General features: G+C 34.9%; 24 protein-coding genes. 6 read left to right on the top strand and 18 right to left on the bottom strand.

What is annotated here, in order from left to right:
* Positions 1 to 87: 87 nt before the first annotated feature.
* The gene (locus NSU17_RS15170; protein ID WP_340705524.1) at positions 88 to 1,485 is read left to right on the top strand and encodes a DHA2 family efflux MFS transporter permease subunit; all 1,398 of its coding nucleotides are present in this window, start codon (positions 88 to 90) and stop codon (positions 1,483 to 1,485) included.
* A 96-nt stretch (positions 1,486 to 1,581) separates the two neighbouring features.
* Here NSU17_RS15170 and NSU17_RS15165 read toward each other — a convergent pair whose 3' ends face one another.
* The 4 genes from NSU17_RS15165 to NSU17_RS15150 all read right to left on the bottom strand — a co-directional run bounded on the left by NSU17_RS15165 (position 1,582) and on the right by NSU17_RS15150 (position 3,902).
* The gene (locus tag NSU17_RS15165) at positions 1,582 to 1,707 is read right to left on the bottom strand and encodes a hypothetical protein (protein WP_340705416.1); all 126 of its coding nucleotides are present in this window, start codon (positions 1,705 to 1,707) and stop codon (positions 1,582 to 1,584) included.
* Positions 1,708 to 1,883: 176 nt separating this feature from the next.
* Positions 1,884 to 2,297 carry a Fur family transcriptional regulator gene (locus NSU17_RS15160; protein ID WP_096551184.1) on the bottom strand — a complete coding sequence of 138 codons (414 nt, stop codon included), beginning with the start codon at positions 2,295 to 2,297 and terminating at the stop codon, positions 1,884 to 1,886.
* Positions 2,298 to 2,312: 15 nt separating this feature from the next.
* The gene (locus tag NSU17_RS15155) at positions 2,313 to 3,149 is read right to left on the bottom strand and encodes a metal ABC transporter permease (protein ID WP_340434310.1); all 837 of its coding nucleotides are present in this window, start codon (positions 3,147 to 3,149) and stop codon (positions 2,313 to 2,315) included.
* Positions 3,150 to 3,161: 12 nt separating this feature from the next.
* Positions 3,162 to 3,902, bottom strand: a complete 741-nt coding sequence (locus tag NSU17_RS15150) for a metal ABC transporter ATP-binding protein (RefSeq protein WP_340705415.1) — start codon at positions 3,900 to 3,902, stop codon at positions 3,162 to 3,164.
* A 110-nt stretch (positions 3,903 to 4,012) separates the two neighbouring features.
* On the opposite strand from NSU17_RS15150, the gene NSU17_RS15145 reads away from it, so the two are divergent.
* The gene (locus NSU17_RS15145; RefSeq protein ID WP_340705414.1) at positions 4,013 to 4,261 is read left to right on the top strand and encodes a hypothetical protein; all 249 of its coding nucleotides are present in this window, start codon (positions 4,013 to 4,015) and stop codon (positions 4,259 to 4,261) included.
* Positions 4,262 to 4,390: 129 nt separating this feature from the next.
* Here NSU17_RS15145 and dacB read toward each other — a convergent pair whose 3' ends face one another.
* From dacB to NSU17_RS15130, 3 genes are all read right to left on the bottom strand, one after another.
* Entirely contained in the window at positions 4,391 to 5,815 is a 1,425-nt protein-coding gene (gene dacB, locus NSU17_RS15140) for a D-alanyl-D-alanine carboxypeptidase/D-alanyl-D-alanine endopeptidase (protein ID WP_340705413.1), read from the bottom strand.
* 115 nt (positions 5,816 to 5,930) lie between these two features.
* Positions 5,931 to 6,818: a deoxyribonuclease IV gene (locus NSU17_RS15135; protein ID WP_016839001.1), complete on the bottom strand. Its 888-nt coding sequence runs from the start codon at positions 6,816 to 6,818 to the stop codon at positions 5,931 to 5,933.
* A 16-nt stretch (positions 6,819 to 6,834) separates the two neighbouring features.
* Entirely contained in the window at positions 6,835 to 8,127 is a 1,293-nt protein-coding gene (locus NSU17_RS15130; RefSeq protein WP_340705412.1) for a DEAD/DEAH box helicase, read from the bottom strand.
* Between the two features lie 272 nt (positions 8,128 to 8,399).
* Here NSU17_RS15130 and NSU17_RS15125 point away from each other — a divergent pair, with 272 nt between their 5' ends.
* The gene (locus tag NSU17_RS15125; protein WP_339288403.1) at positions 8,400 to 9,068 is read left to right on the top strand and encodes a hypothetical protein; all 669 of its coding nucleotides are present in this window, start codon (positions 8,400 to 8,402) and stop codon (positions 9,066 to 9,068) included.
* A 359-nt stretch (positions 9,069 to 9,427) separates the two neighbouring features.
* Here the strand turns inward: NSU17_RS15125 and NSU17_RS15120 are convergent, their stop codons facing one another.
* The 10 genes from NSU17_RS15120 to NSU17_RS15075 form a co-directional block, all read right to left on the bottom strand.
* Positions 9,428 to 10,399 carry a 4-hydroxy-3-methylbut-2-enyl diphosphate reductase gene (locus NSU17_RS15120; protein WP_340705411.1) on the bottom strand — a complete coding sequence of 324 codons (972 nt, stop codon included), beginning with the start codon at positions 10,397 to 10,399 and terminating at the stop codon, positions 9,428 to 9,430.
* Positions 10,400 to 10,465: 66 nt separating this feature from the next.
* Positions 10,466 to 10,912 (bottom strand): VrrA/YqfQ family protein, encoded by a 447-nt coding sequence (gene vrrA, locus NSU17_RS15115; RefSeq protein ID WP_172597869.1) that lies wholly within the window; start codon positions 10,910 to 10,912, stop codon positions 10,466 to 10,468.
* 519 nt (positions 10,913 to 11,431) lie between these two features.
* Complete coding sequence (locus tag NSU17_RS15110) at positions 11,432 to 12,553, bottom strand: Nif3-like dinuclear metal center hexameric protein (RefSeq protein ID WP_340705410.1); 1,122 nt, start codon at positions 12,551 to 12,553, stop codon at positions 11,432 to 11,434.
* Entirely contained in the window at positions 12,550 to 13,248 is a 699-nt protein-coding gene (locus tag NSU17_RS15105; protein WP_096551197.1) for a tRNA (adenine(22)-N(1))-methyltransferase, read from the bottom strand. Before NSU17_RS15105 ends, NSU17_RS15110 begins: the two co-directional genes overlap by 4 nt.
* An 89-nt stretch (positions 13,249 to 13,337) precedes the next feature.
* Positions 13,338 to 13,682 carry a c-type cytochrome gene (locus NSU17_RS15100; RefSeq protein ID WP_340705409.1) on the bottom strand — a complete coding sequence of 115 codons (345 nt, stop codon included), beginning with the start codon at positions 13,680 to 13,682 and terminating at the stop codon, positions 13,338 to 13,340.
* Positions 13,683 to 13,956: 274 nt separating this feature from the next.
* A complete protein-coding gene (locus tag NSU17_RS15095) occupies positions 13,957 to 14,517 on the bottom strand; it encodes a hypothetical protein (RefSeq protein WP_340705408.1) in 561 nt (186 codons plus the stop codon).
* A gap of 152 nt (positions 14,518 to 14,669) precedes the next feature.
* Complete coding sequence (gene rpoD / locus NSU17_RS15090; protein WP_016838553.1) at positions 14,670 to 15,794, bottom strand: RNA polymerase sigma factor RpoD; 1,125 nt, start codon at positions 15,792 to 15,794, stop codon at positions 14,670 to 14,672.
* Between the two features lie 31 nt (positions 15,795 to 15,825).
* The gene (gene dnaG / locus NSU17_RS15085) at positions 15,826 to 17,643 is read right to left on the bottom strand and encodes a DNA primase (RefSeq protein ID WP_340705407.1); all 1,818 of its coding nucleotides are present in this window, start codon (positions 17,641 to 17,643) and stop codon (positions 15,826 to 15,828) included.
* 211 nt (positions 17,644 to 17,854) lie between these two features.
* Positions 17,855 to 18,673, bottom strand: coding sequence for a pyruvate, water dikinase regulatory protein (locus tag NSU17_RS15080; RefSeq protein WP_340705406.1), 819 nt, complete (start codon positions 18,671 to 18,673; stop codon positions 17,855 to 17,857).
* 11 nt (positions 18,674 to 18,684) lie between these two features.
* A complete protein-coding gene (locus tag NSU17_RS15075; RefSeq protein ID WP_016838556.1) occupies positions 18,685 to 19,323 on the bottom strand; it encodes a helix-turn-helix transcriptional regulator in 639 nt (212 codons plus the stop codon).
* Positions 19,324 to 19,704: 381 nt separating this feature from the next.
* On the opposite strand from NSU17_RS15075, the gene NSU17_RS15070 reads away from it, so the two are divergent.
* The 3 genes from NSU17_RS15070 to NSU17_RS15060 all read left to right on the top strand — a co-directional run bounded on the left by NSU17_RS15070 (position 19,705) and on the right by NSU17_RS15060 (position 23,659).
* Entirely contained in the window at positions 19,705 to 21,090 is a 1,386-nt protein-coding gene (locus tag NSU17_RS15070; protein WP_340433155.1) for a glycine--tRNA ligase, read from the top strand.
* 362 nt (positions 21,091 to 21,452) lie between these two features.
* The gene (locus NSU17_RS15065; protein ID WP_340704345.1) at positions 21,453 to 22,724 is read left to right on the top strand and encodes an IS4 family transposase; all 1,272 of its coding nucleotides are present in this window, start codon (positions 21,453 to 21,455) and stop codon (positions 22,722 to 22,724) included.
* Between the two features lie 455 nt (positions 22,725 to 23,179).
* On the top strand, positions 23,180 to 23,659 hold the full coding sequence (locus NSU17_RS15060; RefSeq protein WP_340705405.1) for a hypothetical protein: 480 nt from the start codon (positions 23,180 to 23,182) through the stop codon (positions 23,657 to 23,659).
* 45 nt (positions 23,660 to 23,704) lie between these two features.
* On the opposite strand, the gene recO is transcribed toward NSU17_RS15060, so the two are convergent.
* On the bottom strand, positions 23,705 to 24,499 hold the full coding sequence (gene recO, locus NSU17_RS15055) for a DNA repair protein RecO (protein WP_096551207.1): 795 nt from the start codon (positions 24,497 to 24,499) through the stop codon (positions 23,705 to 23,707).
* Between the last annotated feature and the right edge of the window lie 23 nt (positions 24,500 to 24,522).

Here is a 24,522-nt window from a genome sequence, read left to right as displayed (position 1 = left end):
TTTGCTTGATTTCTTTACCAACATATTTTAAGCTTTTCTTATTACAAAATCCCTTTCATTAAAAGGAGTATTACCGCTTTGGATACTATGAATCATGTTTCATATAATCGTAGTTTAATTGTCAGCATTTTACTTGCAGCATCCTTTGTTTCTTTACTTAATCAAACATTGTTAATTGTTGCTTTACCGTCTATTATGAATGAATTCTCAATCAGCCCAACCGAAGCTCAATGGGTGACAACGGGATTTATGTTAGCAAACGGAATTATGATTCCTATTACTGCATTCTTAATCGAAAAATTTAGTAGTAAATCTTTACTAATTACTGCTATTAGTATTTTTGGAGCAGGTACACTTCTCGGTGCTATTACTCCACACTTTTGGCTATTGATTGTTGCTCGTATCGTGCAAGCGATTGGTGCGGGGATGTTAATGCCATTAATGCAAACAGTCATTTTTTCAATTTTCCCAGTGGAAAGACGAGGTACTGCAATGGGGATGAGCGGTTTAGTGATTGGTTTTGCTCCAGCCATTGGACCAACTCTTGCAGGGTGGATCATTGATCACTTTTCATGGAGATCATTATTTTATACAGTCTTGCCATTTACACTAGTGGTGCTGGTATTAGCAATCTTTTTAATGAAAAATGTGACGGAACAAAAGGAAAGAAAACTCGACATATTGTCCGTCATATTATCTTCCATTGGATGGGGAGGTATACTTTACGCATCGAGTTTAGTAGGTACGTATGGATGGGGTAGTTTAAATGTCATCTCATCTCTTATAATTGGAGCATTTGCTTTAGTATTCTTCATTCGAAGACAGTTTAAGTTAAAGCAACCTATGTTGAATTTTAGCGTGTTTCAGTCAAAAGAATTTACACTCACAACAATCCTATCAATTGTTGTATTTGGGTTGTTAATCGGCATTGAAACAATCTTGCCGATTTATGTGCAAAATGTTCAACAAGGTTCTGCACTTACTTCGGGGGCAATGCTGCTTCCGGGGGCGATTATCACTGGAGCAATGTCGCCAATTTCAGGGAAATTATTTGACAGATTCGGGGCAAAAGGATTATCCATCGTCGGTTTTGGATTTACGGTTCTTTCGGCCATTTTATATACCTTCATCAACCAAGATACATCCGTTATCGTCATTACTGTCATATTTTCCATTCAAATGCTAGGCATGTCATTACTAATGATGCCATTAATGACTGCTGGAATTAATGCATTGCCACAATCATTAATTGCCCATGGAACAGCCATGCATAATACCATTCGAACTGTTGGTGCTTCAATTTTCACTGCACTCTTGGTTTCGGTGATGAGTTTGGGTAAATCGCAACAGATAACAAATAGCGATGAAATCTTTCAAGGAATTAAACTCGCATTTCTAGTGGCACTCATTTTTTCTTTTCTCGGACTTCTTCTATCTTTCTTCTTATCAAAAAAGAAAAAAACTCCGATGGAAAGTGTGAATTAAATTATAAAGGCTATGCCCTAAAAAAGTAAACGAGCGAATTGGAAAGAATTTCTCCATTCGCTCGTTTTTGCACAAATTGGGATAAAGCCCTGCCTTTTAATCTTCAAATAATTCTGGGTAAGTAGCTCGAGCAATTAATTCCCCACCATCAACAACTGTATATAAATAATCGGATTTATGTTGATCTGTTTCCTGTGAAGTTCCATTTTCTTTATTGTTCACAGCCTGCTAGTATCACGATTAATAATACAGTTAAGAACTAAATACGCTTCAATTCTTTTCCCTCGTTTCCATTTGCTTTTCTCTTTATACTTTTTCAACTAAAACTTCCTTCTCAAATCATTTCGGTGAAAAATATTTTTTTCTGGAGTGACAGTATTGCCTTTCAAGTATGAACCTTATCCGTTACATTGTGGACATTTCCCATAGATTTCAAATTTATGGGATTCGATTGTATATCCGGGAAGTATTGCTTCCAACTTTTCAATTGGACATAACGAAACTTCCTTCACATTTCCACATTCCATGCATATAAAATGATGGTGATGATGATCGATTTCGCAATGCATTCGGAAATTTCTCTCTCCATTGAATTCCGTTTCTTCTAATATACCTAATTCAACAAATGTTGCTAGATTACGATAAATGGTATCATAACTCATTCCAGGATAGTCTTTTTTTAATACTTCCAATAAATCACGAGCTGTTAAATACTTATCTGTTTCCTCAAACATTGATAAAATTAGCTCACGTTTATCTGTTTTTTTATATCCATGGGCTTTTAATATTTCCCACGCTCGTGTCCGATTCACAGCTGTGACTCCCTTCTAATCGAATTTAAACCATTTCTTGAATAAGATTACTACCACTAAAATGATGATCGATGTTATGACAATTGTTCCACCTGGTGCAAGATTTAAGTAAAACGCCAATATTAAACCAATAATAACCGCTAATTCGCCAAATAATACAGAATATATTACCGTTGCCTTAAAGCCTTTCGACAATCGCATGGCGCTGGCAACTGGCAACGTAATTAATGATGATACGAGCAATATTCCTACAATTCTCATACTAGCAGCAATCATTAATGCAACAACGAGCATAAATAATAGATGAATCATTTTTGAAGGAAGCCCTGATGCATTCGCATATTCTTCATCAAAGGATAAGACAAATAACTCTTTAAAAAATAAAGCTAAAAATAGGATTACAATAATCGCAATCGTAATCACAACAAATAAATCTTGCCTTGAAACAGCAGAAACAGTACCAAAAAGATACCCCATCACATCGGTACTAAAACCTTTTGCTAAAGAAATAAATATAGCACTTAATCCAATTCCACAAGACATAATGATTGGAATGGCTAATTCCTCATAATGTTTATATATAGCCCTTAACCGTTCAATCAAAATGGAACCAAGTACACTAGCCGCAATTCCAAAATAAATAGGATGAATAAAAAAGAAAACAGCGATATTTTGACTTAAAAATAACCCTCCTGTAATTCCGGCTAATGTTACGTGGGACAGTGCGTCGGCAATTAAAGACATTCTACGAACAACTATAAATACTCCAAGTAATGGAGCTATGAAGCCAATTATAAGTCCAGAGATGAAGGCATTTTGTAAAAATTCATAGTTGAGTAATGCTTCGATCATAGCCCTCTCTCCTTACATCGCCCGTACGGAATGACCGTACCACTTATAAATTTGTTCTTTTGAAATTTGATTGTATTGTTCGATGTCTCCGTAAAATAGAATTCTCCCATTTAAAAAAGCAACATGGCTGATTTGATTGGATGGTGTTTCAATGTCGTGCGTCACTAAAATAATGGTTAAATTATGTTTCTTATTTAATTCACCTAACATATCATAAAATGATTGTACGTTTTTCATATCAATTCCAACAGTTGGTTCATCTAATACGAGTAATTTTGGTTCAGAAATTAATGCTCTAGCAATGAATACTCTTTGTTGTTGGCCACCGGATAATTCTCCGATATTGCGATTGATAAATTTATCCATTCCTACAGCGCTTAACGCATCATTTACTCTTTTATTCGTATCTTTTGGGAGTTTTTTAAATAAACCAACTTTTTTCGTTAATCCGCTTTGCACAACTTCTTTCACCGTTGCAGGAAAGGCAGAATTGAAGGCATTTGATTTTTGCGAAACATATCCAATCCATTCACGGTGTTGGAATGAAGTGAATGGTTCACCAAAAAGTTTTATTTCACCTTTAGGTTTCAATAATCCTAAAATGATTTTCAGTAAAGTAGATTTACCAGAACCATTCGGTCCAACAATCGCTAAAAAATCCCCTTCATTCACATTAAAAGAAATATCATCTAATACAAGGCTCGAATTATATTTAAATGAAACATTCTGTAATTCCACAAAAGTTTTTTTCATCATTTCTCTTCTTTCTAATTCATAATCATTACGATTTACATTTTGTTAGTATAAGGGATTTAATTTTCTTTGTAAAGATTTCTTGCTTGATGAACGGAAAGGATGATGTTATGAATGCGATTGAATTTTGGGAATCCCTAATTTCGAAATCCGATAAAGAAATTCGGAAATTGGCGAAACAATATGGTGTGGATTTAACGATTGAGGAAATCCAACAGCTTCGTTCACTAGCCCAACAAGCAAACATCACCTGGCTTATTACAGGCATTCCTGAGAATGTGTTGAAACAAGCCGAGCAGATTTTAGGTTCTAAGAAGTATAAAAAATATAAAAAAATGCTTGATGATTTAAGAAATTAAATTTCTCTCAAGAAGCACTTAAAAAACGATGCGTTAGTTCAAAAAAGATACTACTGGCAATTGTGAACGAATGAAGGCTGTTTAGAAAGGTTTTCCTTCCAAGACAGCCTATTTTTTTTAAATGTTTGTTTAGTATTGTTCAATAATCGATTCCACAACTTTGTCAATGTCTTTTATTTTGTTAGTTGTTTGATTTTGCGTCATGATTGCAAATGCATACATTTTCCCACTATTAGCTTTTACATATCCTGCTAACGTATATACACCAGTAATGTGGCCAGTTTTGGCAAATACTCGATTTTTCAAATGTTCACCTAAATATCTTTCTCTTAACGATCCCCCGATTTGTCGATTCGTGTCACCTCCCACAGGCAAGCTGCTAAAAAAGATCGGGAAAAAAGGTTCTTCTTGAACTTTTACTAATAAGTTCGTTAACTCATTAGCAGTTGTACGGTTATAATGTGAAATCCCTGAACCATCTTCAAACTTCCACTGTTCCATTTTTAATCCTAAATCTTTGCCATATTGTTGAATGACCTTTAATCCATTTTCAAAATTTCCATTTCCATATACTTTTTGTCCCATTGTCTTTACTAAAATATCCGCAATGCTATTATTGCTTAATTTCAAGAATGTATGGTTGATATATTTCAGAGGGGGGGATTGTTTTCTATAAATCAACGTTGCATTTTTAGGTACAGATTTTCGAACAACAGATGTTTCATAAAATGCAATCCCTTCTTCCTCCAACGTGATTTTGAGAGCCTCGAGCGTGTTGAGCGTTGGGTCATATAATGTCACCCAATCTTTATGAGATGCCCCTAACGGAATATTTCCTGAAATTACCACCTCATTTGAATGATATTTACGAATGATTTCGATAGTATTTTTGTTATTCGAAGGAACCGTCATTGCGTAGTTCAATAAAATCATCCCACTATCATTCGGTTCCGTTTGTATGATTGGTTTATTTCCAATGGAAGTAGGGATTACATGAACAATGAGCGTTCCTGCATCGTAATCTCCATCCGGTGACATCGTTAATGCGCTTATTCTTGATGCGTAATAAAAACTTTCATCTTCTTTTGAAACGCCAGGAGAGAGTGCTTCACCATTAAAATAAAAATCATCGCCATATAAATTGCCTCTTACCGAATAAATGCCTAACAACTTTAAAATATCTGCAATTTGTAAAAAATGTTTCTTTTGAAAAGTAGGATCACCTTTTCCTTTTACATAAAGATTACCTTGAAGTTCCCCGTTGTTTACTTTCCCATCAATATAAACTTCTGTTGCAAACTGATGCTGTTGTCCCAATATATGTAATGCACTAGCTGAAGTAAGCAATTTTAATGTGGACGCGGGTTTCATTCCAATATCCCCATTTTTCGTATATAATAGCTCTCCAGTTTCTAGATCGCGAATGGACACGCTGATATCCTTTGTACCTAAATGGTGTGTTATTTTTTCATGGAGTGACATCGCTTGGCTTGGATGAAGATATTGGAAAAAGAAAAACACGATAACAATACATAATACACACTGTTTTTTCATCATGGCAGCCACCTTGAACCATTCTTTTACATTCTATTATGCTCGTATACGCCTTCTTTTATCGTCACTTTCACTTAAAATTTCCTTCATTAAAAAAAGGGACTTATTTCAGTCCCTAGTTGCGTAATGCTTCAATCCATTCCGGTTGAAATGTACTTGTTTTAAACATTTCAATTTCTTCTTTATATGGTGGCTTTTTATTTTTTGAATCTGTACCTACCCAAGGTGTTTCAAGTATTTTTGGGATTTCTTTAAATGCTTCGTGATGTACTATGTAATTTAATACATCAAAGCCGATATGGCCAAATCCAATATTTTCGTGGCGGTCTTTTCTTGCCCCTCTCTCATTTTTGCTATCATTTATATGAACCACTTTAATGCGGTCTAGACCAATGATTTTATCGAATTGTTCTAGAACACCATCAAAATCTTCTACAATATTATAGCCTGCATCATGAGTATGGCATGTATCAAAACATACGGAGAGTCGCTCATTATTCGTAACCCCGTCGATAATCATCGCAATTTCTTCAAAGTTTTTGCCACATTCTGATCCTTTTCCAGCCATTGTTTCTAATGCAATTTGAACAGGAGAATCGACTGACAACACTTCATTTAATCCTTCAATAATTTTTTTAATCCCCTTTTCTTCCCCTGCTCCTACATGGGAACCCGGATGTAAAACAATTTGTGTTGCACCGATCGCTTCTGTGCGCTCAATTTCTTTTTGCAAAAATTCCACCCCTAAAGCAAACACTTCAGGTTTTACAGTATTTGCAATGTTAATGATGTACGGTGCGTGGACAACAATATTTGAGATACCGTGTTCTTTCATATGCTTTAATCCTGCTTCAATATTTAAATCTTCAATAGCTTTTCTTCTTGTGTTTTGGGGTGCCCCCGTATAAATCATAAAGGTCGTGGATCCATATGATACAGCTTCCTCACTAGCAGCAAGTAACATCTTCTTGCCGCTCATGGATACGTGCGATCCAATTAACATTCTCTTCCCCTCATTTCTAGCGATTTCTTTTTCTTCTTTCTCTCTTCTTAATCTGTTCCATTTTCATTTTCATTGCCTTTTTATAGCCCGGCTTTACTTTTTTCGGTTTGCGCACTAATGCTTTAGCGAGTTGGTCTAACTCGTTTTCCTGTTTCACTCGTTTTTTTCGAGCGTGCCGTTCTTTTAACTCAATCCATTCACCTTTTTTAACATCTTTCTGTTGGAATGGAATACCCATTTTTTCAATTCGGGCTAAATCATTTTCATCGTCCGGTCCATATAAGGTAATCGCTGTACCTTGAAGTCCAGCACGCGCTGTTCTACCTACACGATGGATGAAAAATTCTAAATCCTCAGGTATTTCATAATTAATAACATGAGAAACACCTTGTATATCAATACCTCGAGCAGCTAAATCTGTCGCTACGATATATTGATACTCTAAATCTCGAATTTGCTTCATCATCTTTTTACGCTCTCTAGGCGTTAAATCACCATGTATTTGTCCTGTACGTATGCCATTTTCCGCTAAAAAGTCTGCAACTTCCTCAGCAGTTTTTCGCGTATTGCAGAAGATGACACATAAAAATGGATTAATCGCCTCACAAACTTCTAGTAGTCGAGTCGTACGAGATTTAGAGCGAATCGGTACAAGGAAAAATTCGATTCCTTCCGCCACCGGTTTTCGATCGTTCATTTGAATGTGTACTGGGGATTCCATATATTTTTTGAGGAATGGTTGCAATTTAACAGGGATTGTAGCAGAGAACACATACATTTCTAAATCTTCAGGCATTCGAGCTGCAAATCCATCTATTTCTTCAATGAATCCCATATCGAAGGCTAAATCCGCTTCATCTACTACTAAAATAGATGCTTTGTGAACTAGTAAAACATTTTCCTTTACTAAATCATGAATTCTCCCAGGTGTTCCTACAACGATTTGCGGTTGATTTTTTAATTTTTCAATTGTTCGCTGCTTGTCCGTACCCCCAATTAATAATTTTGCGGAAATTTCAGTGCCTTCTATCAATTGCTTTAGATGTTCAAAAATTTGAGTCGCTAATTCCCTTGTTGGTGAAGTAATTACTGCTTGGACTTCTGTATTCTCTACATCTATTCTTTGAACGATCGGTAATAAAAACGCATGGGTTTTGCCTGTCCCTGTATGGGCTTGTCCAATCGCACTCTTCCCTTGCAATATTAACGGAATCATCTCTTTTTGGATGGGAGTTGGTTCTTTAAAGCCGAGCTTTTGAATAGCATCCATAATAAATGGTTTGAATTGAAAATCTGTAAAGTTCGACATTTTTCGTACCTCCTAACATGAATATTATTGTACCAAATACGCTTTCTAAAGAACAATAAACAACTTTCGTTCATCATGCTTTCAACAGCGATTATTAAATAGGAACAATTAAACTTTTTGTCTAACAAATGGAAGCAAATAATAATACATAATTTTTTCATTGTTGAAATATGTACCGATTGTTTAATTAAAATGGAATATTAATAATAATAAAAAAATATCATAAAGTAATACTTTTGTTCTTGATTGTAAATAGATAGGAGGGGCACCATATGCATCATTTAAATAATGAAGTTGTTTTCATTGAAATCATGGGCGGGAAAATATTTAACGGCTCCTTAATTGATTCAAGTGATGAAATTTTCGTGATCCACGTAAATAATCAATTTGTATATTTGCCAACTGACCATATATATACTTTGGAAAGGGATATTGATAATGAAAATAATATTCAATCCCCTTCAGAAATACCGCAATTTATTACAAAAGTCAATCAAGATTTGACGTTATTCAATATTCTTTCCATGGCAAAAGGACTGCACGTAGAATTAATGGTGACAAGAAATGAAGCACTACATGGCGTCATTACGTCTGTAATGGATGACTATTTTGTATTTCAGTCACCCATTTATAACACTATGTACATTCCAAATAAACATTTAAAATGGATAATACCTCATATTAAAAATGATCTTCCTTACGGCATCAGTGAAACTGAATTCTTATCCTTATCGAAAAATAAGTTTCCAACATTTAAAAAGCAATTTGCTGAACAAATTGCCGAATTAAAAGGTCAACTGGTTATTTTAAATTTAGGCAAAGATTTTTCTCATATCGGAAAAATTAATCATGTAGAGGGACGATTCATTGAAATGAAAGATGGAAAGTCAAATACTATATACTGCAATCTTTCACACATACAAGTTGTCAATCCTGTATAAAAAGTTAAGTAAACTTTCAATTATTCGCACTCATTTCACTTAAATCTTACATAATTCTTAACATTCTACTTAAACGATAATTATTATATGATAGATTATTCATTTTTCCCCTTCGGCTTATAAAACTAGCGATAAAATGAAAAAGGGGTAGTCTGAAAAGTCATTTTGAGACGCCCCCTTTGCGGCTGTCGCTAGAGCTTTCGCCGCAGATAATTTGCGGCTGTCGCACAAGCTTAGCCGCAGATAAATTGCGGCGAGGAGGCGCGTTTGATGCCACCGCAGGAGCAAAGTTTTTAAGAGAAGTTTACTATAAGAAGTAAGGCTGTTCAGAAAGTGTTCGACTTTCTGGACAGCCCCTTTTACTCGTTTGGAAGAATAACGTTAATAGGTTTTGGTTCTTTAATTTTTGGAAGTATTTTATCCAGTGTCACAGTACGCTTTATTTCATGAGTAGATGGATCATTTTTATCAAACTTCTCTAAAAATGATATGACTTCCTTCACAATAGGAGTTGGTGTCGAAGCACCTGCTGTAACAGCAACTTTTTCAATATCCATCAACCACTCGATTTTTAACTCTGATATATCAGCAATGCGGTAGGCTGGGGTACCTGCAATTTCTTCAGAAACTTGAGTTAAACGATTTGAATTGTTGGAACGAGGATCTCCTACTACAATAAGTAAATCCGCTTCTCCTGCTTGATTTGCTACCGCTTCTTGTCGTACTTGAGTAGCCATGCAAATCTCTTTATGCTCTTCCACATGGGGATATTTTTCTTTAATGTAATCCATTAAATCCTTAACATCCCATTGGCTCATAGTTGTTTGATTTGTCACTAGCAATTTATCATTTTGTAAATTTAGATTGTCAATATCTTGTTTATTTTCAACTAAATAAACGTGGTTCGGTGCAACTCCAATTGCTCCTTCAGGCTCTGGGTGATTCTTTTTCCCTATATAAATAATGTCATATCCTTGCTGAGTCTTTTCACGGATTAATTCATGAGTGACTGTTACGTCTGGGCATGTAGCGTCAATTGCTACAAGTCCTTTTCTTTTCGCCATTTCTCTTATTTCAGGTGATACTCCATGAGCAGTGAAAATAACAGTCCCTTTATCTACTTTTTCAATGATTTCTTTTCGATTGCTTCCGTCAAGAGTGATAATCCCCTCTTTTTCAAAAGCATCCGTTACATGTTTATTATGAACAATCATTCCTAAAATGTAGATTGGTCTTGGCAATGATTTATCCAATGAAGCATTTCTTGCAATAACCATTGCATCAACTACACCATAGCAATAGCCTCGAGGATTTATTTTAATGACTTCCATCATGACAACTCCTTTTGTTGGTACATAACTTTATTATAACGGAGCTATGGTGTTATTACAAAGTTTCTATTCAAAATAATCGAACGGCGGTTGATAGATTTTTGGAATTGACGGTCTACTAATTTCCTCTTGTTTTAGATTTTTTTCATTTCTTCTTTCTTGTCTTGAATAATTTGAATGTGATATTTGTCTTTTTCCTTCCTCATTTGATTGTTTCCCTTGAGTTTGAGTTGGAAGCCCTTGAAACCCTTTATATAATTTCCATAGTGCAGGCAAATTCCGAAGCATCGGCGCTGCTTGTTGGATATAAGGTTGAAAACTTTGTGCTGTCGCTAAAAATCGATTAGCTGTTTCTAAAATGGAGTCCAATCTCGCTGTTCCTTTTGGTGGTTGAAAACCAGGTGGCATTGGTGGCGGATATGGTCCTGGTCTAAATCCGTATTGAGGAGGTCTTGGTGCGTAAAAATTAGGTCTTCCTGGAGGCATTTGGTTTGGAAAGTGATGTGGACGCATAGAAATCTCCTTTCTGTTTATTCCAAATGACGTAAGCTTTCTAAAAGCTATCATATGCAAATGCATTTTGAAAGGTACAGCAACAGGTAGTAGGCTATGCTGAAAAGTTGGTAAAATTCATGTCTTAGAATTTGGCAATTAATTTGCAAAATTTGACTATTATCTTTAGTAGTTTGACTAATAACTGTTAAGTTTTGGCTATTATCTTACTTTTCAGAGGTTATTTTTTTTAGATTGACTATTAAAATGACAGGAATGACGATTATTATTTTATGATTGGCTATTATTGTAACGAATTTGACTATTATCTTATTTTTCAAAAGTTCTTTTTATCCATTTGGCAATTATGTTCACAAGTTTGACTATTATCCACTGGAGATTGGCAATTATTGTCACATATTTGACTATTATCGGACCTTTCGTATACGAATTTTTCTCGCCTGTTTTCTGTACTCAAATAAAAATTGAGCGAATGAAAAACAAATTGTTTTCTCATTCGCTCATGTAACTTTAAATTTCCTATATAAAAATAAATGGTTCTGTATTTACTTCTGATTCAATAAATTCTACATCAAGCTTATTCTCCTTACACAGGCTTGTCATTTTTTCTTTAACGCCTTTAATCATCACTTTTTCAACATGATGGCCAGGGTCCACAATATTTAAACCAATCGCTTGTGCATCTTGAGCAACATGGAAATATATGTCTCCCGTTACAAATACATCAGCACCAGCTCTTTTTGCAATATGGATATATTTATTTCCATCTCCACCAAGTACCGCAACTTTTGAAACTGTACTGTTTTCATTCCCTACTATACGAACCATCGGAACTTGTAGTCGTTCTTTTACATATTCAGCAAATTGTCGCAAACTCATAGGTTCCTTCAACATTCCGATGCGTCCAATACCGTATTCATTCGTTTCTTGAGCTAGAGTATAAAGATCATATGCTGGTTCTTCATATGGATGTGCATTTAACATCGCTTTTAATATTCGGTTTTTCATTGATGTTGGAAATACTACTTCTATTTTTTCTTCATCGGTTACTTCGATCTCTCCAACATCACCGATATATGGATTGGCACCTTCTAATGGACGAAAACGCCCTTTCCCATCCGTTGAATAACTGCAAGAATCATAATTCCCAATCTTCCCGGCACCTGCTTTTGCTAGGACATATCGAAGTTCATCCGCATGCTCATCAGGTACAAACACTGCTAACTTCATTAAATGTTCTGAATACGTTTTTTCTAAAATTTCACGATTTTGTAATTGTAAAGCATCAGCCAGCAAATCGTTGACGCCGCCTTCAGCAACATCTAAATTCGTATGAGCTGCATAAACAGCAATATCATTTTTCAATAGCTTTTCATATAGTCTTCCGCTCGGTGTATCTGTTCTTAAATTCGACAATTTCCGGAAAATAGGTGGATGGTGGGCAATAATTAATTGGCACCCTTTCTCTATTGCTTCATCTGCAACTTCTTGATTGACATCAAGAGTAACTAGCACTTTTGTAACTACTTTATTTAAAGTGCCTATTGCGAGTCCAATCGGATCATTTTCCATACAAGCAAGTTTTTTCGGTGACCAGCTCTCAAAAAGTTGAATGATTTCGTTTCCATTAGCTTGTTTCATGAATGGATTACCTCCTCAACTAGTGCTATTTGATGAAGTAATTCTTGACGTTTTTCAACGATTTCAGGAGTCGGCTCCGCATTTTCTAATGATTTAAGTACTTTTTTCCAATGGTTTACTTCATTCGACCATTTTTTTAGAAATACCTCTGATTTTTCTTGAATTAATATGTTCCCCATGAAAATTTCTGCTTCAGTTAATTCCATGTTTCCTCGTTCTAATACGATGATTTCATAAATTTTTTGATCTTCCTCGACTATAGCTTCTTCAATAATCTTCCACTTGTTTTCTAATGCCCATTGTCGAATGACGCGTGCATGAATATTTGGTTGTAAGATGAGGCGATTAACGGTTTCGAGTTTTTCAGGATTTTTTTCTAAAATAGAAACGATTAAGGAACCACCCATTCCTGCAATCGTGATTGTATCAACATGATCGCTGCTCTCAATTGCTTCTAATCCGTCAGCAAGTCGAACAGTAATTTGATTTTCTAACCCTTCTTCTTTTACTTTCTTTAACGCTGACTGATAGGGTCCTTTCACTACTTCTCCTGCAACAGCTTTTTGGATGATTCCTTTATGGACTAAATAACATGGTAAATAGGCATGATCTGAACCAATATCTGCAACAATTGCCCCTTTTGGCACAAAAGAAGCAACTTTTTCTAGTCGTTTGGAAAGATTTTGTGCATTCATGTTGTACCCGCCTTTATTGTAAAATTCTAACTCTCATTATATAAAAAAATAAACCCTTAGTCGCCTTTTGCAACTAAGGATTTATTTTTTTATTCTAATGAACTGATGTACTCAGCAATCGCGCGAGCTTCGTCACCAGTTTTAAGACCTGGAGTCATTGGAGTTCCTTCAATACCGTTTTCTAAAACGTCAACGATATAATCTGCATCAAGTCCAATTAATGAAGGTCCCATACCACCTTTTAAGTCGCCGCCGTGGCAACCAATACAAGATTGAACTAGTGCTTCATCTCCTCCTGCACCTTCTTCAGTTGTTCCATGTTCACCTTCAGCTAATTCAGCTTGTTTTCCAACTCCATCTAATGACATAAAGAAGATAAGTGCGATACCGAATGCCATAATGAGGATATAAGGAACGATCGGATTATTTTTCATGTCTTTACCTCCCTTGTAGAATCATCAATGCTATAAATATAGAATATAGTCAACAACAATTATTGTACTTCATATTTCTTAAAACGAAAAGACCTAAACCATAACTTTTACAAGGAATGTAACAATTTCGACATTTTTTCACAATTTAGCCAAAGAATAAATTTCCGATTGAATAATGATATATTCATCATTTTTTCTATCAATTGTCTTTATTATTTCCTTTCAACAAAAAATTATATTTTAAAAATGAAATGAAAGTAACTTTTCGATGGAATTATAGGAAAAACAATTGATATACAATAATGATGATGAATCCTAGTACACCAGAAATTGTGAAATATAATAGTTTTAATTTAATACCTGTAATCGTCCACATAAAACAATTAGCTACTAATAAAGTATAAAGTACAACATTATTATTTTCGAAATATACTAAACTAACTTTTACTGAAATTCCAAAAATTAATAGCGCCGCAGCTACTTGCAAAATGGGAGCAATCAAATCATGCTTCTTTGCAAATTTGTATGAATATACAAGAAAAAGTATTGCTATTATTCCGACCATGAAAGCAGCGATATAAAAATATGCTGTCATAAGGAAAAGGAGTATTAAGAGTGCTGCTGTTATCGCCATTATTAATAAAGAAATAGTTGTTTTTTTACGTTTTTCTTTCATTTTAATTGATTTTTTAATACTAATATGATTTTGAAGTTGAATGTCTTCACCTTCAGTATAAAGTGTCATTAAAAAGTCGCAGTAATGTTCTGGTAATAACTTGTTTTGCTTCCAAAATAAGATTTCATTGATTATGATTTGTTTTTTCGGATTATCCATAAACATTCACCAAATTTGTTTATTTATGTATTATTGTATAGTATTTTCTATATTTCGACATCCGTACAAAGTATTACCAAAGAAAATTTTTTATACTTTCATAATAAAAAAGGTACCTAAAATTAGGTACCTTTACATTCCTCAGAATGATGTTACTCAAGAAAATCTTTTAGTCGCTTACTACGAGATGGATGACGTAATTTTCTTAGTGCTTTTGCCTCAATTTGGCGAATACGTTCACGAGTCACCCCGAATACTTTCCCTACTTCTTCAAGAGTGCGTGTACGACCGTCATCTAAACCGAAACGAAGACGAAGCACATTTTCTTCTCGATCTGTTAATGTATCTAAAACGTCTTCAAGCTGTTCTTTTAACAGTTCGTATGCTGCATGGTCAGCAGGAGATTGCGCTTCATGGTCTTCGATGAAATCGCCTAAATGCGAATCGTCTTCCTCACCAATTGGTGTTTCTAATGAAACCGGTTCTTGGGCAATTTTTAATATTTCACGAACTTTTTCAGGCGTTAAGTCCATTTCCTCTGCGATTTCTTCTGGCGTTGGTTCACGCCCTAAATCCTGCAATAATTGACGTTGGACGCGGACTAATTTATTAATCGTCTCCACCATGTGAACTGGTATACGAATCGTTCTTGCTTGGTCCGCAATTGCTCGCGTAATAGCTTGACGAATCCACCAAGTGGCATAAGTAGAAAATTTAAATCCTTTTCGATGGTCGAATTTTTCTACTGCTTTAATTAATCCCATATTTCCTTCTTGAATTAAATCTAAGAAAAGCATTCCACGACCTACATAGCGTTTAGCAATCGAAACAACTAATCTTAAGTTTGCTTCCGCAAGTCGTTTACGAGCTTCCTCATCACCTTGCTCAATACGTTCTGCAAGTTCAATTTCTTCTTCAGCAGTTAATAAATCTACACGCCCGATTTCTTTCAAATACATTCTGACAGGGTCATTGATTTTTACACCAGGAGGAACGCTTAAATCATTCAAATCAAATTCTTCTTCACTTGCTTCCTGTTTCGCAAGTGCTTCTTCTTCAAACTCTTCTTTTCCTTCCACACGAATATCATATTGGCTTTCTAATTCTTCAGCAAAATGAAAAATTTCCTCAGGTTCCAATTCAAATGGATCTAATTTTTTTGAAATATCATCCATGGATATACCATCATTTTTTGCTTTTTGTCGAAGAAAATTTTTCGCTTCTTCCAAGTTTTTTTCCAAAATTTCTCTTGAACGTTCTGACATATTGTCTGCCATAAACCTTCCTCCTTATAACAACCAATATCACTCAAATCGCAGATAATGTTTTTTTCAGTTCAATCATTCGTTGGACGAGTTCTAAAGCTTTTTTATATTCATGCATTCTTTCAGCTTCTTGGGAATCGTGCATGAGTTTTTCTATTTCAAGCTTTATGCGATGTTTTTTTAGTTGTTTTAAACAATCTTCAATCTCAGCCTCTTTAAATTCTGGATCACGCTCTATTAACGCAGCTTCCATAACAATTTTTCGAAGTTCTGCATCATCCAAAATTTCTAAAAACCTTTGATAATCCGCCGTGCCATGCTCTTCGTAAAAGCCGATTAACCGAACAAACACTGCCATATACTCATCATGAATAAATGGTTGCGAATCATCACTGTGTAAAATATTTTTCACTAGTTCCATATCAAACAACATATGTGAAAGGAGCAATCTTTCAGCACGTTCAGTCGCATTTAAATTTTTGGAATGAATTTGGCCACTAAATATTGTATTTTTTTGTTCAGCTCGTTTATAATTTTTAGAAAAGTCAGCATCTAATTTTCTGAATTGTGCATAAATAGCTTCTTCCGATATTTTTGTTTCTTTCGATAGTTCTTTAATATAAAGTTCTCGTTCGATAGGCGATGATTTACCAACAAGATGCTCAAGCACTTCTTGAATATATTGCAAAATATCATTTTCAAATTGAAAATTTTTATTGCGCCGTGCATACATCATCATAAAAGCCATGTATGCATGTGGTTTTTCAATCATCTGTACAAAGGACTCTGAACCATACTTCCGAATGTATTCGTCAGGATCTAATTGATCGGGTAGTATGACAACTTCAACATCCATTTGTTCGTTGTAAATCATTTCTGCGGCCCGTTTCGCTGCTTCCCAACCTGCATAATCACCGTCATAACAAACCACTACGTTTCGAACTAAGCGTTTTAGCCTTGTGATATGCTCTTTTGTTAAGGAAGTGCCCATCGTTGCCACAGCGTTGTCTATACCTGCTTTTTGCGCAGCAAGCACGTCCATAAATCCTTCCATCAATATAACTTGACGTTTTTTACGAATTGAAGCTCTAGCCTTGTCCAAATTAAAAAGAACTTCACTTTTTCGAAAAATCGGGGATTCTGGACTATTTAAATATTTCGCTTCTGATTCATTTGCCTCAAGAATTCGACCAGAAAAACCAATCACCTTTCCAAATTCGTTGCGAATTGGAAACATGATACGTCCTCGAAAGCGATCAAAGTAAGTATGGTCATTTTCCTTTTGGATAATGAGTCCACATTCAACCATTTCATCTAACGAAAAACCTTTTCGCTCTAGTAATACAGTCACTGAATCCCATACTGGCAATGAGTATCCTATACCATTGGATTCGATATCTTCCCTTGTAAATCCTCTTTTTAATAAATAATTTAATGCTTTTTCGCCTTCTTCTGTGTTCATCAATAAATGATGATAAAATTCAGCAACAAATTGATGGGCATTCATCATATTTTCTTCTTTTGGTGAATATCGGCGAAAATTTTTGTCCATACTTTGATTTTGGATATCAAGATGTATGCCGATGCGCTCCCCTAATTTAGAAACCGCTTCAGGAAAGGATACATTTTCGATATCCATGACAAAGGTTATAACATTGCCCCCTGCACCACAACCAAAGCAATGGAATATTTGTTTGTCTTCAGAAACAGAAAAAGAAGGTGTATTTTCACCGTGGAAAGGACATAATCCAAACCAATTTCGCCCTCTTTTTGTTAACTGAATATATTCGCTGATCACATCAACGATATCCGATTCTGTTCGGATTTTTTCAATTAATTCTTCAGGAATTTTGCCTATCATTCCATCACCAACTTTGTTGCTAAATAACACAATTCGATAAAAATTTAAAAATTCCTTTAAAATGCGACAAAAAACTTCACTTTTTAAAATATTTATTTATTATAAATATTTTTACCACAATTTTATTATTATAAAACATTCTTTATGATTTTTCTATACTTTTTTGTAAAAAAATGAAAAAACCTCCTCGATAATCTGGAGGTGTAAATAATTACTTATTTTTTAAACGCTCTAGTCGCTCAATGATGTCATTCGCTGTTTCTTCAACAGCTTTATTTGTAACATCGATGACTTGACAACCTAATTTTTCTACCACTTTATAAAAATGCGCAATTTCCCGTTCAATGCGATCTCTTTTTGCATAAATCGCATCATCACTTAGACCCAATGCAATTAACCTTTGTTTACGGATGACGTTTAGTTTTTCAGGAGAAATCACTAAACCAAAACATTTTCTTGAATCTACTTGAAATAATTCTTCAGGCGGTTCGACTTCTGGAACGATTGGAACATTGGCTACCTTATATCTTTTATGAGCCAAATATTGTGATAGTGGAGTTTTTGAAGTTCTGGATACGCCAATTAACACCACATCACTCAATAATATTCCTCTCGGATCTCTTCCATCATCATATTTTACGGCAAACTCGATCGCTTCTACTTTTTGAAAATAGTCATCGTCTAACTTATGAACTATTCCAGGTTCTTCTAACGGAGATTCTTCAAGTCTATGACTAAATAAATGAATAATAGGACCTAATAAATCAATGCAATCAATGTTATTTTGTTGACATAAATTATACATTAACTGACGTTTTTGTTTTTCTACTAATGTATACACTATAATTGCACCTTGCATCGCCGCAATTTCTACAATGTTTTTTATATGGTTATCATTTGAGATATGTGGGAATCTTCGGATAATGATGCCATCAAAATTTGGTCTAAATTGTGTAGCAGCTGCTTTAACCACTTGCTCTCCAGTTTCTCCAACAGAATCAGATACGACAAAGATTTTTAAGTTTTTCAAATTAGCACCTCTTACAAATCATTCGTCTCAGCTAATGAAATAAAAGCTTTTGTAATATTGGTTTTGGTTATACGACCCACAATTTCTAACCCATCTTCTTTCTCTTCTACAACTGGCAATGAGTCAACTTGTCGCTCGATCAATTTTTTAGCAGCATGAATGAGTGAATCATTCTTATGACAATACACAATATTCGGCATTCTCGTCATAATAATATGAACGGGAATCTTAGTTATAGCTTGAGTTCCAATACTTGTGCGAAGTAAATCTTTTCTTGAAAGCACACCTTGCAAACGGGAGCGATCATCTACCACAAACAAGGTTCCAACATCTTCTAAGAACATTTGACAAATAGCATCATAAGCTGTCATATTCTCAGATACAACAACTGGCATAGATTGGAAATCTTTAACTTTTAAATTCATCATTGACTCTGTTACAGAAGCCATCGTTTTTTTGCCAGAATAAAAATACCCGACTCTAGGTCTGGCATCTAGAAACCCTGCCATTGTTAAAATTGCTAAATCTGGTCGAAGGGTTGCTCGAGTCAAGTTTAATTGTTCAGCAATTTTCTCCCCTGTTATTGGACCCTTCTCTTTAACAATTTGCAGAATTTTATCTTGACGTTGATTGAGTTCTATTGGACTCACCGCCTCAATTAGTGTTATACTTTTCTTAAATATTATATACTATTTTCTTTATAATTGCTAAGAAAAGTCCTACATGATAAAATAATGTCACAACTAATTAAAAAATTACTATATTCAAATATTTTGGGCAATGACAGGACTATAAGTATCTTTTCAACAAACAGCGAGTAGGGATGGTGAAAGCCTACACGAAAAGAGAAACGGCATCCTCGAGCCATGATGAAAAAAAGAGGATTGCAATTCTATGAATGAAATGCAATCAATCGGGGTGGAACCGCGGGTGTAATTATGTATTCCAGCACTCGTCCCCGGGCTTATGCCCGGAGACGAGTGCTTTTCTATTATTATTATGAAAAATAAAAACAAATAGGAGGAACAAAAATGGCTGTTCAATCAATGGAAACTATTGTGAATTTATCAAAACAACGTGGATTTGTATTTCCAGGTTCTGAAATATATGGGGGACTTGCTAATACATGGGATTATGGTCCTCTTGGTGTGGAACTGAAAAATAATATTAAAAAAGCATGGTGGCAAAAATTTGTTCAAGAGTCTCCTTACAACGTTGGACTTGATGCAGCAATTTTAATGAATCCACGCACTTGGGAAGCATCAGGACATGTTGGAAACTTCAATGACCCAATGATTGATTGTAAACAATGTAAAGCAAGACATCGAGCTGATAAGTTAATTGAAGAAGCAGCTCTACAAAAAGGTGATGAAATTATCGTTGACGGCTTATCATTTGAAAAAATGGCAGAAATCATGAAGCAATATGATGTTTCCTGCCCTGATTGTGGTGCACAAGATTTCACTGAAATTCGCCAATTTAACTTAATGTTTAAAACATTCCAAGGTGTTACAGAAAGCTCTTCTAACGAAATTTATTTAAGACCGGAAACGGCTCAAGGTATTTTTGTTAACTTTAAAAACGTTCAACGTTCTATGCGCAAAAAACTTCCATTTGGTATTGCACAAATTGGTAAATCTTTCCGAAACGAAATTACGCCTGGTAACTTTACATTCCGTACGCGTGAATTCGAACAAATGGAGTTGGAGTTCTTCTGTAAACCTGGTGAAGATTTAGAATGGCAAAATTACTGGAAAGAATTTTGTAAAAACTGGTTGTTAAGTTTGGGCATGAGCGAAGAAAACATTCGCCTTCGTGATCATTCCGAAGAAGAATTATCCCACTATTCGAAAGCAACAACAGATATCGAATATAAATTCCCATTCGGTTGGGGCGAACTTTGGGGTATTGCAGACCGCACAGATTATGACTTGAAGCAACATATGCAATATTCTAATGAAGATTTCACTTACATTGACCCAGTCACAAATGAGCGTTACGTTCCTTACTGCATCGAACCATCTGTCGGAGCAGACCGTGTAACATTGGCATTCCTATGTGATGCATATGACGAAGAACAACTAGAAGATGGAGACAAACGCACAGTGCTTAGATTCCATCCGGTTATCGCTCCATTTAAAGCGGCAATTCTTCCACTATCGAAAAAACTGTCAGAGGAAGCAACTGAAGTTTGGAACGAATTGCGCAAATATTTCCCAGTAGATTATGATGAATCTCAATCCATCGGTAAACGTTATCGCCGCCAAGACGAAATTGGAACACCATTCTGCATTACTTATGATTTCGATTCAAAAGAAGACGGTCAAGTGACTGTGCGTCATCGAGATTCAATGGAGCAAGTGCGCATGCCAATTGCGGATGTAAAAGCTTATATTGAAAAACACTTACAATTCTAATATTGCTTACATGATGAAGAGGCTGGGACATAACTAATAAAGTGAACGAGCTGCAAAAAGATTTTTTGTAAAAAATTGATTGGAGTGACGGGGCAAGTTTCTGTCACGCACCCTTAGTCGCAAAGCAAAGCTTTCCTTCGACGATCCCTCTCGAGACCCTGCAGGAGCGAAGGATTGAATCAGAGGAGGCTCGAGCCCAATGTCATCAACTTAAGATTACATTTAATGGAAGTTTATTTGAAAATTAATCTTTAATTTAACATTCACAAAAATAGGTAAAAGGACTCTTGTATTTTATAAAAAACCACCAAAATCGTTTTAGATACCAATTTTTGGTTAATAAAACGAGGATGGTGGTTTTTTTGAAAACGAAAAGTACTTTTTTAGGCGCAATTGAGATTACTCGAAAGATGCTGAATGATGTGATGTTTATGCTTGAATCTCGGACAAAAGAAACGTATTTTACACGAAAAGAAAAGAAGTTAAATTTTAAAAATACTATTCTATTTAGCTTAAACTTTGTTAAAAAGAGCCTCCAAATTGAACTTGACGACTTTTTCGACAAATTTAATTTATCAGAAATTAGTATTTCCAAACAAGGCTATTCAGCCGCACGAAAAAAGATTTCTCCTCTCGCTTTTGTAAAACTTACAAAAGCGATTGTGAATTGGTATTATGAAGAAAATTCCTTTAAAACTTATCGTGGATTTAGACTTTGCGCAATCGATGGAAGTGTGCTCCAAATCCCTGATACTGAGGAGCTTCGAAATTATTTTGGGTATGGAAAAAATCATAAGACAAGTTATGCAAGAGCTAGTGCCTCTTGTATTTACGATCTTGAGAATGGAATCATTATTACTTCTAGAATCAATCCATATAAGGTAGCTGAGCGAGATAGTGCAAAGGATATGATTGAAGAACTCGTACAAATTGGATTAAAAAATGATCTTTTTTTATTTGATCGAGGGTATCCATCGAGAGATTTTATTGCCTATTTAGATGCCCTTGGTATCAAATATGTGATGCGATGTCAAAAAAATACGATAAAGGAAATTGTCGAAGCGAAAGATGCTGATCAAAACATTCATATAATACATAGGAAACAAGTGATTACTGCTCGTGTAGTTAGATTCCCACTGGATTCTGGCACGGAAGAAATACTTGTCACAAATTTAACCGAGGAAGAGTTTGGTATCTCTGAGTTTAAATCTCTTTATTTTAAACGCTGGGGAATTGAAACAGAATATAATGATGTGAAAAATAAAATCGAAATAGAAAATTTCACGGGTAGTTCGAAAATCGCAATTGAACAAGATTTCTATGCATCAATATATTTATCGAATATGGTCAGTTTATTGAGAAATGATGCCAATGAAACAATTAATGAGGAGAGTAAGAAAAAAAGACGAAAACATGATTATCAAGTAAACACAAATATCTTAATAGGAAAATTAAAAGATAGGATGGTTCACTTATTATTAGAAGATTGTCCAATCAAAAGAGAGAGAATGTTTACAAAAATCATGAAAGTGATTATAAGAAATAAGACACCTATTCGATCTGGGAGAAGCTACCCACGAAGGAATGGTCTGTCCTCAACAAAGTATCCCCTAAACCAAAAAAGGTGTCTATAAACAATACATAGGATAAATATAACCTATTTGTTTATTAAATGTAAATAAATTAGGGGCTTAAAAAAATAAAAATTTAAGCCCCGGGCATCCTATTGCCTTTTTTAGCCGATTTTAGAAAATTATCAACACTTTGTAGGTTGAATAGTATTTTTAAAAGTAGACAGCCAGATGGTTGCCTACTAACTGTAAATTATTGGTTGTATAAGTTTCTGACATTGGGCTCGAGCCGGGCCCGCGGAAAGCGTCCCCTGAACGGAAATCAATTTTCTTCAATTATCAAAAAAACACTATTTTCTCCCGTGAGAAAATGGTGTTTTTTATCTTTTGTCCCAGCCTCTTCTATTTTTGATATGTTGTTCATTATTTTAAAATCAGAATTATCTGAATTTAATATACATATTCTTCTCCCCTCTAGTATAATTGAGTTAAGGGATTTTGGATTAGGGGGGAGCTATATGCTGTTTAGTTCATTTACAAGTTTTAAGAAACAACAAGAACTTCAAGTTAGCGACGTTTTCAGCCAATTAAAGAATATTGTGACAGCGATATTAAAGCGAGAAGTACATTCCAATAGTTCCAACAGTCAATTAATATTCAATACAAATTTGAAAATTCAACAATATTTTCATGCGGCACAATATCACCGAAAACAGATCGATCTTACTACATCGCTTGGTGTGTTTCATAAAGAAGCTTACGAAAGTACAATAAAAAAATATAACCAACTTAAACTTTTGATGGATAGTTTTATTATTCTAAATATTGAAGAAGAACGAGAGAAAATTAATCATCGAATGAGACTTGTCGATGACAAAATTGAAAAGCTGTATTTGGAATTGAAAAATGTTAAACCCTTCCTAATTCCTGAGCAAGAGGAAAAATTTTGGCAAGCTTTTAAAGAAGATTTAATGCCTATTTTAGCTGAATTAAGATAATGATAGAAATATTAACACATTATAATTATCAATAGAAACAGGCGTCTAAAGTTTGTCGCCTGTTTTGTCTTTATTGTCTTTTTGTAACGAGTACAAAGCTTCTGATTTTTCAAGCTGTTCAATAAATGAACGAGACTTTAAACGCATACCTGTTTGTTCTTCATAAATCGTCGTTACAATTTTCTTGATAAAGTGTTTCGTTTCACGCTTTAACTCCAACTTTCCAATTTTCTCAATTGGAATAGTAGCAAACATGCGAATTAATTTTAATTGTGTTGGACTTAACCGAATAATATAGGGGTCAACATGAAAACAACGGTGGCAAAGAAATCCTCCTTGTGAAAAGGAAAAGGCAAATTCCCCTTCTACCGCACCACAGGATGCACATTGATGCAAAATAGGCCTTACCCCTGCATAAGGAAGAAACTTCCAATCAACGAACAATGCGATTGCTTCTGGATCATGCTCATCTTCAATCGCATATAAAGCTTGTTTCAACACTTCGTAAGGAAATGGTTGCGGATTCCCCTCTTCTATTAATCGATCTACCATTTCCACAATGTAACTAGCATAAGCTGCTCGTAATATATCGGTTTGAATATGTCGCATCGAATTGATAAGCTCACCTTGCTGTAACGTGCCTATACCCGAAGATCGTTGTACAATGAAAATACCATGCATAAAAGTTTGAGATATTGACGCTAACCTGCTCCGCGGTTTCTTAGCACCTCTAGCCATCACTGCAACTTTTCCAGCTTCTTTTGTCAACAGTGTAACAATTTTATTTGATTCCCCATAATCTCTTGTTTTTAAAACAATGCCCTCTAATTTACTTAGCATCTGTTGCACATCCCTTTTCACTG

It is taken from the genome of Ureibacillus sp. FSL K6-2830 (assembly GCF_038004145.1).
Taxonomy (GTDB): domain Bacteria; phylum Bacillota; class Bacilli; order Bacillales_A; family Planococcaceae; genus Ureibacillus; species Ureibacillus thermosphaericus.
Note: the sequence above shows the minus strand (reverse complement) of the source record. Positions and strands in the feature narration are given on the sequence as shown.

Coding starts and splice junctions, on each gene's coding strand:
- NSU17_RS15170 (WP_340705524.1), top strand. CDS start 88: ATGAATCATGTTTCATATAATCGTAGTTTAATTGTCAGCATTTTACTT.
- NSU17_RS15155 (WP_340434310.1), bottom strand. CDS start 3,149: ATGATCGAAGCATTACTCAACTATGAATTTTTACAAAATGCCTTCATC.
- NSU17_RS15150 (WP_340705415.1), bottom strand. CDS start 3,902: ATGAAAAAAACTTTTGTGGAATTACAGAATGTTTCATTTAAATATAAT.
- NSU17_RS15145 (WP_340705414.1), top strand. CDS start 4,013: ATGAATGCGATTGAATTTTGGGAATCCCTAATTTCGAAATCCGATAAA.
- dacB (WP_340705413.1), bottom strand. CDS start 5,815: ATGAAAAAACAGTGTGTATTATGTATTGTTATCGTGTTTTTCTTTTTC.
- NSU17_RS15135 (WP_016839001.1), bottom strand. CDS start 6,818: ATGTTAATTGGATCGCACGTATCCATGAGCGGCAAGAAGATGTTACTT.
- NSU17_RS15130 (WP_340705412.1), bottom strand. CDS start 8,127: ATGTCGAACTTTACAGATTTTCAATTCAAACCATTTATTATGGATGCT.
- NSU17_RS15125 (WP_339288403.1), top strand. CDS start 8,400: ATGCATCATTTAAATAATGAAGTTGTTTTCATTGAAATCATGGGCGGG.
- NSU17_RS15120 (WP_340705411.1), bottom strand. CDS start 10,399: ATGGAAGTCATTAAAATAAATCCTCGAGGCTATTGCTATGGTGTAGTT.
- vrrA (WP_172597869.1), bottom strand. CDS start 10,912: ATGCGTCCACATCACTTTCCAAACCAAATGCCTCCAGGAAGACCTAAT.
- NSU17_RS15110 (WP_340705410.1), bottom strand. CDS start 12,553: ATGAAACAAGCTAATGGAAACGAAATCATTCAACTTTTTGAGAGCTGG.
- NSU17_RS15105 (WP_096551197.1), bottom strand. CDS start 13,248: ATGAATGCACAAAATCTTTCCAAACGACTAGAAAAAGTTGCTTCTTTT.
- NSU17_RS15100 (WP_340705409.1), bottom strand. CDS start 13,682: ATGAAAAATAATCCGATCGTTCCTTATATCCTCATTATGGCATTCGGT.
- NSU17_RS15095 (WP_340705408.1), bottom strand. CDS start 14,517: ATGGATAATCCGAAAAAACAAATCATAATCAATGAAATCTTATTTTGG.
- rpoD (WP_016838553.1), bottom strand. CDS start 15,794: ATGGCAGACAATATGTCAGAACGTTCAAGAGAAATTTTGGAAAAAAAC.
- dnaG (WP_340705407.1), bottom strand. CDS start 17,643: ATGATAGGCAAAATTCCTGAAGAATTAATTGAAAAAATCCGAACAGAA.
- NSU17_RS15070 (WP_340433155.1), top strand. CDS start 19,705: ATGGCTGTTCAATCAATGGAAACTATTGTGAATTTATCAAAACAACGT.
- NSU17_RS15060 (WP_340705405.1), top strand. CDS start 23,180: ATGCTGTTTAGTTCATTTACAAGTTTTAAGAAACAACAAGAACTTCAA.
- recO (WP_096551207.1), bottom strand. CDS start 24,499: ATGCTAAGTAAATTAGAGGGCATTGTTTTAAAAACAAGAGATTATGGG.